Genomic DNA, 12,381 nt, shown 5'->3' with positions numbered 1-12,381 from the left:
CAGGCTCCGAACCCGTCTGCGCTAACCACATTCCTTAAAAATCCGTTAGTCGTGGCCTTGCCCTATCCACAGCGATTTCGTTAATGTCGGTCTATCGAGAGGGACGGGCCGTTGGCCCTTAACCCAGCCTGAATCGGCCAGCAAAAAATGGCAGAATTCGTGACGTGGATCATTTCCGCGTACGGGCTTGGTTTGTCTTTTCGATACGGTAGGGGATTGGCGTAATTGTACATGGCAGATGAATGACGCGCCGGCATTTCGCCGGGCGGAATTGTATTGCCCTGACATGACCAAAGCGGGCTGGCTCTGAGGAGCCGGCGCCGGATCCCTGACAATGAGGCGACATCATCTGCCGGCGGCGGCGATGGTGTCGCAGCGAAGACACGGTCGCCGGAAACATGGATGCAGGAGGCGCATTCCCGGCGGAAAAAGGTACAAAAGGACAAGGAACTCGATCATGCAGAGCGGCATCGAAAGGGAGCTTACGGGCGACCTCCCATTCCCTGGAACCTTAGCCGAAGGGGACGATATGTCGGCTTCCATCGCCGCGGAACAAAAGTTCGACCGGGTCAAGGCCCAGTTGAAGGCACGTCTGGGAACCGAAGTCTATTCGAGCTGGTTCGGACGCATGAAGGTCGCCGAGGCGTCCCGGGGCATTGTCCGCATCTCGGTGCCCACCGCCTTCCTGCGCTCGTGGATCAATGGCCACTATCTCGATCTCATCGCCGAGCTGTGGAAACACGAGGATCCTGAAATCCTCAAGATCGAGATCGTCGTGCGCACCGCTACCCGCCCGGGGCGCAACGGCGTTGAGCCCGAGGTGGCCCCGGCGCGCAAGATGACCAGGCAAGCGCAAACGGCGCTGGCCGCGGGAACAGCAGGCCCCGGCAGGGTGGAGCGGGTACCGGCACCTCGCCCGGGAATGCCTGCAGAGACTGAATTCCGGCACAATGTGCTCGGTTCGCCGCTTGACCCGCGCTACACGTTCGGCTCCTTCATCGAGGGTCCGTCGAACCGGGTGGCCTTCGCCGCCGCCAAAGCGGTAGCGGAATCGCAGTCGAGCGCGGTGCGCTTCAATCCGCTCTTTCTTCACGCGACGGTGGGGCTGGGCAAGACGCACCTCCTGCAGGCGATCGCGGCGGAATCGCTGAAGCAAAATCCGAAGTCGCGTGTCGTTTATCTCACGGCCGAATATTTCATGTGGCGGTTTGCCACCGCGATCCGTGACAACAACGCGCTGACGCTGAAGGAACAGCTGCGCGACATCGACCTTCTCATCATCGACGACATGCAGTTCCTGCAGGGCAAGTCGATCCAGCATGAATTCTGCCACCTGATCAACATGCTGCTCGACAGCGCTAAGCAGGTGGTGGTCGCCGCCGACCGGCCGCCGTCGGAACTGGAATCGCTGGAGCCCCGCGTCCGCTCGCGCCTCAACGGCGGCGTCGCGCTCGAAATGTCGGCGCCGGATTTCGCTATGCGCATCGGCATGCTCAAGCTGCGCCTTGCCACCGCCAAGGCCGATGATGCGTCACTCGACATCTCGGAGGAGATCCTCGACCATGTCGCTCGCACGGTGACCGGCAGCGGGCGCGAACTCGAAGGTGCGTTCAACCAGCTTCTGTTCCGCCAGTCGTTCGAACCGCAGATCACCATCGACCGTATCGACGAGATCCTCGGCCACATCTATCGTTCGGGCGAGCCGAAGCGGGTGCGCATCGAGGACATCCAGCGCATCGTCGCGCGCCACTACAATGTGTCGAAGACAGAACTTCTGTCCAACCGGCGCACGCGCACCATCGTCAAGCCGCGGCAGGTCGCCATGTACCTGTCGAAGGTGATGACACCGCGCTCCTTGCCGGAGATCGGACGGCGTTTCGGTGGCCGCGACCATACGACGGTGCTGCATGCCGTGCGCAAGATCGAGGATCTTTCAGGCGTCGACAACACGCTGGCGCAGGAGCTCGAATTGCTGAGAAGACTGATCAACGATCAGGCCTGACCGGCCCGAAAACAAAGCATGTCGCATTTGGATGGCTGCGACGCGCTTGAAATCTTTGTTTTATGCATGTCGTTGCCCCAAAACCGCTGCGCACCCTCGGGTCAGGCCCGAGGGTAGGCTTTTGGGCGACAAGCATTGGCTTGCGGACTTCGCCAGTTTTATCCCCAGAAAGCCCGCGTAACCGGCCCGAACCGGTAGCGCGGGCTTGCGTTTACGGGTTTTTTCCTGTCAGTTTGTGCAGATTCTGAGCCTGTTCAGACCTTTCGCGGGTTGCCGCTTGCCGGAGACCCGCTCATTCATTCAAGCGAGCCTGTTTCGTCATGCGTGTTATCCTGGAACGGTCAAATCTCCTGAAGTCGCTCAACCACGTTCATCGCGTGGTCGAGCGGCGCAACACCATACCGATCCTGTCGAATGTGCTGCTGAGCGCCGAAGGCGCCACCCTCGAAATGAAGGCTACCGACCTCGATCTGGAGGTGACCGAAGCCACGCCCGCCAAGGTCGAGCGCGGCGGGGCGACGACGGTTCCGGCGCATCTGCTCTACGACATCGTGCGCAAGCTCGCCGACGGCGCGGAGGTCATGCTGAAGACCGACGAGGACGGCAACGCCATGACGGTGACCTCGGGCCGCTCGAGCTTCCGTCTCCAATGCCTACCGCAATCCGATTTCCCGGAGCTTTCGGCCGGATCGTTCTCGCACATCTTCCGGCTCGACTCGGTCGCGCTCAGGGGCCTGATCGAGAAAACCCAATTCGCCATCTCCACCGAAGAGACGCGCTACTACTTGAACGGCATCTATCTGCACACGCATGACGCCGACGGCAAGCTGAAGCTGCGCTCGGTAGCGACCGACGGCCATCGGCTGGCGCGCGCTGAGATCGACGCGCCGGCAGGATCCGAAGGCATGCCGGGCATCATCATTCCGCGCAAGACGGTCAGCGAGCTGCAAAAACTTGTCGACGACCCTGATATCGCCGTGACCACCGAATTGTCGGACACCAAGATCCGTTTCACCATCGGCAGTGTCGTTTTGACCTCGAAGCTGATCGACGGCACCTTCCCGGACTATCAGCGGGTCATCCCCACCGGCAACGACAAGAAGCTGATCATCGACCGCCAAAGTTTCGCCGCCGCCGTCGACCGTGTCTCAACCATTTCGTCCGAACGCGGCCGGGCGGTGAAGCTTTCGATTGGAGAAGGCCAGGTCACGCTTGCGGTCAACAATCCGGATTCGGGCAGCGCCACCGAGGAACTGGCCGCGGACTATTCGTCCGACGCGATCGAAATCGGCTTCAACGCCAAATATCTGCTCGACGTCGCCGCCCAGTTGACCGGCACTGAGGCAAAATTCATGCTGGCGGATGCCGGTTCGCCAACGCTGATCCACGACATGGCCGACGAAACCACGCTCTACGTGCTGATGCCGATGCGGGTCTGATGCATGTCGCGCAAAAGTGTGCAGCGGTTTTGCGATAACGACATGCATAAAACAACAACCTAAAGCGCGTTGCATGAGGCCGGTCACACGCGGTGCGCTTTAGGCCCGAACGAGGCCATCTTGCTGATATGACCGGAGTTGCGAAGCAGCCTGAGCGCGACCAGCAGACTCATGTAAGTAAGCTGTCACTTACTAACTTCCGCAATTACGCAACACTGTCGATCGACCTCGGTCCCGGCGCCGTGGTTTTTTCCGGCGACAATGGCGCCGGCAAAACCAACCTGCTGGAAGCGGTTTCCCTGCTGACGCCGGGGCGCGGACTGCGCCGTGCACCTTATGCCAACGTTGCGCGTGAAGGCGGGGACGGCGGCTTTGCCATCCATGCCCGGCTCAATGGGCCGGACGGACCGGTCGAGATTGGCACCGGCATTGCAGGCGGCGACGCCGCCGGCGAGGGCGGCCGGCGGGTGCGGATCAATGGCGCGGCAGCGCGCTCGGCGGAAGACATGCTGGAATGGCTGCGCGTCGTCTGGCTGACACCGGCGATGGATGCATTGTTCACTGGGCCGGCCACAGACCGCCGGCGCTTCCTCGACCGGCAGGTGCTGGCGATCGATCCCGGCCACGGCCAGCGCGCGCTGGACTACGAAAAAGCGATGCGGGGCCGCAATCGGCTGTTGGCCGAAGGCTCGCGTGACGGCGCCTGGTTCGATGCGATCGAGACGCAAATGGCCGAAACCGGTGTGGCGATTGCCGCGGCGCGTGCCGAACTGGTGCGCCTGCTCGCCGCCATGATCGACAGACTGCCAAGCGGCGGTCCGTTTCCGCAAGCCGACATCGGCCTGTCGGGCACGTTGGAAAGCGAAGTCGGCACCACCGCGGCTGTCGATGTCGAAGAGCGGTTCCGCCAAGCGCTTGCCGAAGGCCGCGATCGCGACCGCGCCGCCGGGCGCACGCTCGACGGCCCGCATCGTTCGGATCTCGTGGTGCGGCACCGGCCCAAGGCGATGCCGGCCGAACTCTGTTCGACCGGCGAGCAGAAGGCGCTGCTGGTCGGCATGGTCCTGTCGCATGCCCGGCTGACCGGCGAGATGTCGGGCATGACGCCGATCCTGCTGCTCGACGAAATCGCTGCCCATCTCGACGCAGGCCGGCGTGCCGCGCTGTTCTCGATCCTCGAAGAGCTGAACTGCCAGGCTTTCATGACCGGAACCGATGCGGCGCTATTTTCCAGTCTCAAGGAACGCGCGCAGTTCCTGACCGTCGATCATGGCACGGTTATGCCAACCATTTGATTTGGTGGATATCGTTATCCCAAGACTGCTGCGCACCCTCTGGCCAAGCCCGAGGGCAGGCTTTTTGGGCGACATGCATTTGAACTTTATGCATGTCGTTATCCCAAAACCGCTGCGCACTTTTGAGCGACATGCATTGACGCCTGACAACGTTTTTCTTCCGCTATATGGTCCGGCGATGATCACCACCGCGCTAACCGACGAAGAACTCGAACGCTACGCCCGCCACATCGTGCTGCCCGAAATCGGTGGCGCCGGCCAGCAGCGACTGAAGCGTGCCCGGGTCCTGGTCATCGGCGCCGGCGGGCTGGGGGCGCCGGTGCTCGAATATCTTGCCGCCGCAGGCGTCGGCACGCTCGGCATCGTCGACGACGACAGCGTCTCGCTGTCAAACCTACAAAGACAGGTGATCCACGGCACCGACAGTGTCGGCATGGCGAAAACCGACAGTGCCAAAGCGGCGATCGCCCGCATCAATCCCAACGTCGCCGTGGAACTGCACAATCTCAGGCTGACGGCGGACAACGCCCCTGCTCTCGTCGCCCGCTATGACATCGTCGTCGACGGCTCCGACAATTTCGAAACACGCTATGCTGTGGCCGACGCCTGCGCCGCGGAAAAGCGGCCACTGGTACATGCCGCCGTCGGCCGCTTCGACGGCACGGTGACCGTGCTGAAACCTTTCGAGACCGGCGCGGACGGCAAGCCATATCCAGGCTATCGCGATCTTTTTCCGGAACCGCCGCCGCCCGGCCTGGTGCCATCCTGCGCTGTGGCCGGCGTGCTCGGCGTGCTGACCGGCGTCGTCGGTACGCTGCAGGCAATGGAGGCGATTAAGCTGATCGCGGGCATTGGCGAGCCGCTGGTCGGCCGGCTGCTGCTTTACGATGCGCTGACCGCGCGCTTCGACACGATTCGCTACAAGAGAAGTTAGATTTTTGGGAAGCCTGGTTTCCGTTGCGCAGCTTCCGGCCGATTTCGACCGTTGGGACGAGGTGCTGGCGCTGATCATGCGCGCCTTCGCTTCCATGGACGGCGTCGTCGATCCGCCATCCTCGGCGCATCGGCTCACGGTCGAAAATCTCCGGGACAAGGCCCGGCAAGAGACGGCCTTTGCGGCGCTGAAGGACGGCAGGATCGTCGGCTGCGTTTTTGCTCTGGAACTGGCCGACGATTTCTATGTCGGAAAGCTCGCGGTCGAACCGGACTTTCGGGGACAGGGTATCGGCAGGCAGCTGATGCAAGCTGTCGAGGATCTTGCCCGCAACCGCGGCAAGCCTGCGATCGAGCTTCAGACGCGGGTCGAACTGACCGGAAACCACGCGGCCTTTGCCCGCCTCGGCTTTCGCGAAACCGAACGGACGGCGCACAACGGCTATGACCGACCGACCTCGATCACCATGCGCAAGGTGCTTTCGTAAGCTTTCGCTGACTTAAGGTGAGCGGCCGGTCACGTCCGCAGCGGCAGTACGCGATCCGGCGGCCGATGGCCATCGAAGAAGGCGCGGATGTTGATGATCACCTTCTCGCCCATGTCGATGCGGCCTTCGAGCGTCGCCGACCCCATATGCGGCAACAGCACGACCTTGCCCTTGGCGGCGAGCTTCAGCAATTTGCTGTTCAGCGCCGGCTCATGCTCGTAGACATCGAGGCCCGCCCCGGCGATCTTGCCGTCTTGGATCAGCTTGACCAGAGAGTCCTCGTCGATGATGTCGCCGCGCGCTGTGTTGACGATGTAAGCGGACGGTTGCAGAAGCGCCAGGCGCCGTGCCGAAAGCAGATGAAAGGTCGCTGGCGTCGACGGACAGTTGACCGAGATGATGTCCATACGGGCAAGCATCTGGTCGAGGCTTTCCCAGTAGGTCGCCTCCAGCTCATCCTCGACCGCCGGCAGCACGCGATGGCGGTTGTGATAATGGATCGACAGGCCAAAGGCCTTGGCCCGTCGGGCGACGGCGGTGCCGATGCGGCCCATGCCGACAATGCCGAGGCGTTTGCCCCAGATACGCCGGCCGAGCATCCAGGTCGGCGACCAGCCGGCCCATTTCTTGTCGCCGGTCAGCACATTGGCGCCTTCCGCCAGCCGCCGCGGCACCGCCAGCATCAGCGCCATGGTCATGTCGGCCGTATCTTCGGTCAGCACGTTCGGCGTGTTGGTGACGGTAATGCCCTTCTTCGCAGCTGCTGACACGTCGATCTTGTCGACGCCGTTGCCGAAATTGGCGATCAGCTTGAGGTTGTCGCCAGCCTGAGCGATCAGCGCCGCGTCGATTTGATCGGTTATGGTCGGCACCAGCACGTCGGCTTCCTTGACCGCGGCGACCAGTTCTGGCTGCGTCATCGGCCTGTCTTCGACATTCAGCCGGGCGTCGAACAGCTCACGCATGCGGGTCTCGACCGGGTCGGGCAGCTTGCGCGTGATGACGACGAGGGGCCTTTTTCTGCCTACCATTGTTTCCTCGAACCCGACCTCGTTGAGACCTCTTTAACCAAGACAGGCGAAACTGCAGGCCGGTCGCGGTGCCAGTTCATCATGTAACAAGAGGTTCCGCCGAAGACAAAGAAAAAGGGGCGCCAAGGCCGATGAGCCGGCGCCGAAAGGAATGAAAGTGTCTGGTTTCGCGTCGCTCCGCCTGGCCCTCAGCGCAGCATTTCTCGGCGCTCTCCTTCATTCCCCGCATGTGGCGGCACAGAATGCGGCAGCACCCGCCCAGAGCGCAACGCTCGGCCCGAGCGGCCTGCCGCTGCCGCGTTTCGTCAGCCTGAAAGCGGGCCGCGTCAACTCCCGCGTCGGACCAGGCGTCAACTATTCCGTCGACTGGATGTATATGAAGCCCGGCCTGCCGATGGAGATCATCCAGGAATTCGACACCTGGCGTCGTGTGCGCGATGCCGACGGGTCGGAAGGCTGGATCAACCAGTCGCTGCTTTCAGGCCGCCGCACGGCGATCGTAGCTCCCTGGCAGCGGGGCAAAGATGCCCGAGTCAACCTTCTCGACGACCCGGAAAAGGATGCCAGCATCGTCGCGATCATCGAGCCGGGCGCCATGGGCACGATCAAGTCCTGTGACGGCCAGTGGTGCGAAATGACCTTCAACGGCCACACCGGCTGGCTCGCCCAGTCGCTCGTCTGGGGCGCCTATCCGGGCGAACGGGTCAAGAACTGACCTCTTTTTGTCGGTTGGGGATCATGGTCTAGAGGCCGATACTGGCGAGACGGTATCTCGCGGCCTCATAAAGCGCCGATCAATCGCAGCGTTTGGGGCGCAGCCTCACCACGATATCGACATTGGCGATCTCCATGCCTTCCGGCGGCTCCGGCAGGTTGGAAACCGTGACAGGACCGCTGGCGATATCGAAGATCCTGTTTTCGCCTTCAATGTAGAAATGATGGTGATCGGAGGTGTTGGTGTCGAAGTAGGTCTTCGACCCCTCGACGGCCAGGATGCGCAGAAGGCCCGCCTGAGTAAATTGATGAAGGGCGTTGTAGACGGTGGCAAGCGAAACCGGCACGCCGGCGGCGATCGCCTCCTCGTGCAACTCCTCGGCCGACAGATGGCGGTCGCCTTTGGCGAAAAGCAGATCGGCCAACGCAATGCGCTGACGCGTCGGCCTCAGGCCAGCTTCGCGAACCCGCTTGTCCACAGCGACATTTTCCTTCCGGCAGCCCAGATCCATCTATCCGTCCAAGCTCAAAGTTTTGCCTCAAGACATGCCCAGAATGCCAAAAACCGAACATTGAGCGAAACTGGACACCCCCCGACATATATTCTGTCGGCCGAATACGATCAATAGCGCGCATTGACCCAGGCAGACGGGCAGGTTAAGCGCAAACGCCGGTTTCCGGCCGGAAATAGATTGTGTTAGGAAACCAACGACAAGGGCGCGCTACCGCCCGGACGATTACGGGGACGAGATTGATGGCGGTTTCGAAATCCAGCTACGATTACGAGGAACTGCTTGCCTGCGCCCGCGGCGAGCTGTTCGGACCTGGAAACGCCCAGCTCCCCTATCCGCCGATGCTGATGTTCGACCGCATCACCGAAATCAGCGAGACGGGGGGTGCCTTCGACAAGGGCTTCATCCGCGCGGAATTCGACATCAAGCCGGACCTGTGGTTTTTCGCCTGCCACTTCATCGGCAACCCGATCATGCCGGGGTGCCTGGGCCTCGACGCCATGTGGCAATTGACGGGATTCTACCTCGGCTGGCTCGGCGAGCCGGGCAAGGGCATGGCGCTGTCGACCGGCGAAGTGAAATTCAAAGGCATGGTGACGCCGTCGGTCAAGAAGGTGGAATATGGCGTGGACTTCAAGCGCGTGATGCGCGGCCGGCTGGTGCTCGGTATCGCCGATGGCTGGCTGAAGGCGGATGGCGAACCCATATACGCAGCAACGGATCTCAAGGTGGGTCTGTCCAAGCAATCGGCAGCCGCCTGATCGGCGCCTCCACAGCGCCGCGAGTCCACGGCACGCGCAAAGGAAGCTGTAGAACTTAATTTGCGCATGATCCTTGTCCGACAGGTTTCGGACTCATGCGCCGGAAGGAGTTGCGAATGAGACGGGTCGTAGTGACAGGCCTCGGCATCGTGTCGTCGATCGGCAACAATGCCAATGAGGTGCAGGCCTCGCTCCACGATGCCAGGTCCGGCATCAGCTTTTCCGATTCCTTCGCCGAACACGGCTTTCGCTGCCAGGTCTGGGGAGCGCCGACACTCGATCCCTCCGCGCTGATCGATCGTCGCGCCATGCGCTTCCTGTCGCAAGGTGCGGCCTGGAACCATGTCGCCATGGACCAGGCTATCGTGGACGCCGGGCTTGGCGAGAACGACATCACCAATGAGCGCACCGGTATCGTCATGGGATCGGGCGGACCATCGACCCGAACCATCGTCGAAGCCGCCGAAACCACGCTCAAGAACGGCAGCCCCAAGCGCATCGGCCCGTTCGCCGTGCCGAAGGCGATGTCGTCGACCGCTTCGGCGACACTCGCCACCTGGTTCAAGATCCACGGCGTCAACTATTCGATCTCTTCGGCCTGCTCGACCTCGGCGCATTGCATCGGCAATGGCTACGAACTGATCCAGTGGGGCAAGCAGGACATGGTCTTCGCCGGCGGCCATGAGGATCTCGACTGGACGATGTCGGATCTGTTCGACGCGATGGGCGCCATGTCCTCCAAGTTCAACGACCGGGCATCGGCCGCCTCGCGCGCCTATGACGTCGATCGCGACGGCTTCGTCATTGCCGGCGGCGCCGGCGTGCTGGTCCTGGAAGAGCTCGAGCACGCCAAGGCGCGCGGCGCAAAGATCTACGCCGAGGTCGTCGGCTATGGCGCGACCTCCGACGGCTACGACATGGTGGCGCCCTCGGGCGAAGGCGCGGTGCGCTGCATGCGGCAGGCTTTGGCGACGGTCTCTTCGCCGGTCGATTACATCAACACGCATGGCACCTCGACGCCGGTCGGCGACTCGAGGGAAATGGGCGCAATCCGCGAGGTGTTCGGCGACAAGATGCCTTTCATCACCTCGACGAAATCACTGACCGGCCATTCGCTGGGTGCGGCCGGGGTGCAGGAATCGATCTACTCGATCCTGATGATGCAAGGCGGCTTCATCGGCGAAAGCGCCCACATCGAGCAGCTCGATCCGGAATTCGAGGGCATGCCGATCGTGCGAGAGCGCATCGACAACGCCAGGATCGACACCGTTTTGTCCAATTCGTTCGGTTTCGGCGGCACCAACGCAACGCTGATTTTCCAGCGCTATTCCGCATAAGGATTGCCGACCATGGACGGATTGATGAAGGGCAAGCGCGGGCTTGTCATGGGTGTCGCCAACGACCATTCGATCGCTTGGGGCATCGCCCGGAAACTGTCCGAGCATGGGGCAGAACTCGCCTTCACCTATCAGGGCGAAGCCTTCGGGCGCCGGGTCAAGCCGCTCGCCGACAAGCTCGGTTCCTCGCTGGTTGTGCCTTGCGATGTCGAGGACAGCGCATCGGTTGCCGCTACCTTTGAGACCTTAGGCGAGGCCTGGGGCGGGCTGGACTTCGTCGTCCATGCCATAGGCTTTTCCGACAAGAACGAGCTGAAGGGCCTTTACGCCGACACCAGCCGTGACAATTTCGTCCGCACCATGGTCATCTCCTGCTACTCCTTCACCGAGGTCGCCCGTCATGCCGCCGCGCTGATGAAGGGCAGCGGCTCGATGATCACGCTGACCTATGCCGGTTCCGTCCGCGTCATGCCGAACTACAACGTCATGGGCGTCGCCAAGGCCGGGCTGGAAGCCAGCGTCCGCTATCTCGCCAACGACTACGGCCCGCGCGGCATCAGGGTGAACGGAATATCGGCCGGACCGGTGCGGACATTGGCGGGCGCCGGGATTTCCGACGCACGCCACATGTTTTCCTACCAGCAGCGCAACTCGCCGCTGCGCCGTACAGTGACCATCGACGAAGTCGGTGGCTCCGCGCTCTACCTCCTGTCCGACCTTTCGTCGGGCGTCACCGGCGAAATCCACTATGTCGATTCTGGCTACCATATCGTCTCCATGCCGACGCTGGATGAGTTGAAGCGGACCGACAACGGGCGAGATTAATTCGGCCCTTGGTCTGGTGAACTCCGCGTCAGCGGCGCGCTGCGAGAATCTTGAACATCCCGTCGCGGGCGATCTCGGCGTGGCTGGAGAAGGCGGCCGCCAGCACCGGCTCGTAGGGAAGCTGACGGTTCGCCACCATGAACAGCCGCCCACCCGGCTTCAGCGCCTTTGCCGCCGCGCGGATCATGCCGGCACCGATCTCCGGCTCGGCCGCTCGACTGCGATGGAAGGGCGGGTTCATGACGATGGCGTCATAGCGGCGCTCGACCGGCTCACTCAACAGATCGATCCAGAAGAAATTGGGCTCCGCCGCTGTATTGCCGATATTGCCTTTCGCCGCCTCCAGCGCATCGAACTCGGCCTCGTAGAGATCGAGCGCCGATATGCCAGGTGAGCGGGCGGCGACCTCGGCCGCCACATAGCCCCAGCCGGCGCAGAAATCGGCAACGCTGCCACGCAGGTCGGGAGGCAGGTTGTCCACCAGCAATTTCGAACCTCTATCGATCTTGTCGAAAGAGAACATGCCTGGCGCGGTGCGGAACAGGGTCTCGAGCAGAAGGGTTGGATTGGCGGCGCGAAGCGCTGCCGCGACCGCAGCGTCGGCCGGTCGACGGAACCAGAAGGCGATGCCGTGATGTTTCGGCAATTGGCCGTCGAGCGGCACAAGCTCGCCGATGCGCTTGCGCAGGCTGGCAATGCCATCGTCCTTGGCGCCGGCAACGATAATCGATCCGCCCGGCCTCACACACTCAATCGCCTCAGCGACGCGCAATTCGTTTCGCCCGCGATGACGGCCGGCAAGCACCAGTGCCACATCGAAACCTTCGCCCTCCAGGCGCGGCGTGACCGTGAAGCCCGACCCCTGCAGCGCACGAAAATGCGGGCGGAAGCCTTGCACCAGATGCAGTGCTGCATCGAAACCTTCGGGCAGGTGGAATCCCGGTTCAGCGCCGAGAAAGAGGACACGCTCGCCCTTATGCGGCAAGAAGACAGCTTCGGCCTCGAACGGGTGGAACAGTGTCTTCAGCGGCTCGGCGGACATTT

At 62.3% G+C, this 12,381-nt stretch carries 12 protein-coding genes; 9 read left to right on the top strand and 3 right to left on the bottom strand.

Going from position 1 to position 12,381, the window contains the following annotated elements:
• Positions 1 to 457 precede the first annotated feature (457 nt).
• From dnaA to AC0L25_RS10465, 5 genes are all read left to right on the top strand, one after another.
• Entirely contained in the window at positions 458 to 2,002 is a 1,545-nt protein-coding gene (dnaA, locus tag AC0L25_RS10485; RefSeq protein WP_473595409.1) for a chromosomal replication initiator protein DnaA, read from the top strand.
• A 320-nt stretch (positions 2,003 to 2,322) separates the two neighbouring features.
• On the top strand, positions 2,323 to 3,441 hold the full coding sequence (gene dnaN / locus AC0L25_RS10480; protein ID WP_095487902.1) for a DNA polymerase III subunit beta: 1,119 nt from the start codon (positions 2,323 to 2,325) through the stop codon (positions 3,439 to 3,441).
• 128 nt (positions 3,442 to 3,569) lie between these two features.
• Entirely contained in the window at positions 3,570 to 4,736 is a 1,167-nt protein-coding gene (gene recF / locus AC0L25_RS10475) for a DNA replication/repair protein RecF (RefSeq protein WP_473595408.1), read from the top strand.
• A 178-nt stretch (positions 4,737 to 4,914) separates the two neighbouring features.
• Positions 4,915 to 5,670: a molybdopterin-synthase adenylyltransferase MoeB gene (locus AC0L25_RS10470; RefSeq protein WP_473595407.1), complete on the top strand. Its 756-nt coding sequence runs from the start codon at positions 4,915 to 4,917 to the stop codon at positions 5,668 to 5,670.
• A gap of 4 nt (positions 5,671 to 5,674) precedes the next feature.
• Positions 5,675 to 6,157: a GNAT family N-acetyltransferase gene (locus AC0L25_RS10465; protein WP_473595406.1), complete on the top strand. Its 483-nt coding sequence runs from the start codon at positions 5,675 to 5,677 to the stop codon at positions 6,155 to 6,157.
• Between the two features lie 29 nt (positions 6,158 to 6,186).
• Here AC0L25_RS10465 and AC0L25_RS10460 read toward each other — a convergent pair whose 3' ends face one another.
• Entirely contained in the window at positions 6,187 to 7,188 is a 1,002-nt protein-coding gene (locus AC0L25_RS10460) for a 2-hydroxyacid dehydrogenase (RefSeq protein WP_123146526.1), read from the bottom strand.
• 157 nt (positions 7,189 to 7,345) lie between these two features.
• On the opposite strand from AC0L25_RS10460, the gene AC0L25_RS10455 reads away from it, so the two are divergent.
• A complete protein-coding gene (locus AC0L25_RS10455) occupies positions 7,346 to 7,903 on the top strand; it encodes an SH3 domain-containing protein (RefSeq protein WP_352951387.1) in 558 nt (185 codons plus the stop codon).
• Between the two features lie 79 nt (positions 7,904 to 7,982).
• Here the strand turns inward: AC0L25_RS10455 and irrA are convergent, their stop codons facing one another.
• Positions 7,983 to 8,414 carry an iron response transcriptional regulator IrrA gene (gene irrA / locus AC0L25_RS10450; RefSeq protein WP_006337949.1) on the bottom strand — a complete coding sequence of 144 codons (432 nt, stop codon included), beginning with the start codon at positions 8,412 to 8,414 and terminating at the stop codon, positions 7,983 to 7,985.
• A gap of 242 nt (positions 8,415 to 8,656) precedes the next feature.
• On the opposite strand from irrA, the gene fabA reads away from it, so the two are divergent.
• The 3 genes from fabA to fabI all read left to right on the top strand — a co-directional run bounded on the left by fabA (position 8,657) and on the right by fabI (position 11,337).
• Entirely contained in the window at positions 8,657 to 9,175 is a 519-nt protein-coding gene (gene fabA, locus AC0L25_RS10445; protein ID WP_023802127.1) for a 3-hydroxyacyl-[acyl-carrier-protein] dehydratase FabA, read from the top strand.
• 116 nt (positions 9,176 to 9,291) lie between these two features.
• Positions 9,292 to 10,512, top strand: a complete 1,221-nt coding sequence (fabB, locus tag AC0L25_RS10440; RefSeq protein WP_473595405.1) for a beta-ketoacyl-ACP synthase I — start codon at positions 9,292 to 9,294, stop codon at positions 10,510 to 10,512.
• Between the two features lie 12 nt (positions 10,513 to 10,524).
• A complete protein-coding gene (gene fabI / locus AC0L25_RS10435; RefSeq protein WP_473595404.1) occupies positions 10,525 to 11,337 on the top strand; it encodes an enoyl-ACP reductase FabI in 813 nt (270 codons plus the stop codon).
• A gap of 28 nt (positions 11,338 to 11,365) precedes the next feature.
• On the opposite strand, the gene AC0L25_RS10430 is transcribed toward fabI, so the two are convergent.
• A complete protein-coding gene (locus AC0L25_RS10430) occupies positions 11,366 to 12,379 on the bottom strand; it encodes a class I SAM-dependent methyltransferase (RefSeq protein WP_473595403.1) in 1,014 nt (337 codons plus the stop codon).
• Between the last annotated feature and the right edge of the window lie 2 nt (positions 12,380 to 12,381).

It is taken from the genome of Mesorhizobium sp. WSM4813, from assembly GCF_055811555.1.
This window is presented reverse-complemented; position numbering and strand designations above follow the sequence as displayed.

Bases quoted from the DNA above. Each gene is read 5' to 3' on its own strand.
- dnaA (WP_473595409.1), top strand. From the start codon at position 458: ATGCAGAGCGGCATCGAAAGGGAGCTTACGGGCGACCTCCCATTCCCT.
- dnaN (WP_095487902.1), top strand. From the start codon at position 2,323: ATGCGTGTTATCCTGGAACGGTCAAATCTCCTGAAGTCGCTCAACCAC.
- recF (WP_473595408.1), top strand. From the start codon at position 3,570: ATGACCGGAGTTGCGAAGCAGCCTGAGCGCGACCAGCAGACTCATGTA.
- AC0L25_RS10470 (WP_473595407.1), top strand. From the start codon at position 4,915: ATGATCACCACCGCGCTAACCGACGAAGAACTCGAACGCTACGCCCGC.
- AC0L25_RS10460 (WP_123146526.1), bottom strand. From the start codon at position 7,188: ATGGTAGGCAGAAAAAGGCCCCTCGTCGTCATCACGCGCAAGCTGCCC.
- irrA (WP_006337949.1), bottom strand. From the start codon at position 8,414: ATGGATCTGGGCTGCCGGAAGGAAAATGTCGCTGTGGACAAGCGGGTT.
- fabA (WP_023802127.1), top strand. From the start codon at position 8,657: ATGGCGGTTTCGAAATCCAGCTACGATTACGAGGAACTGCTTGCCTGC.
- fabB (WP_473595405.1), top strand. From the start codon at position 9,292: ATGAGACGGGTCGTAGTGACAGGCCTCGGCATCGTGTCGTCGATCGGC.
- fabI (WP_473595404.1), top strand. From the start codon at position 10,525: ATGGACGGATTGATGAAGGGCAAGCGCGGGCTTGTCATGGGTGTCGCC.
- AC0L25_RS10430 (WP_473595403.1), bottom strand. From the start codon at position 12,379: ATGTCCGCCGAGCCGCTGAAGACACTGTTCCACCCGTTCGAGGCCGAA.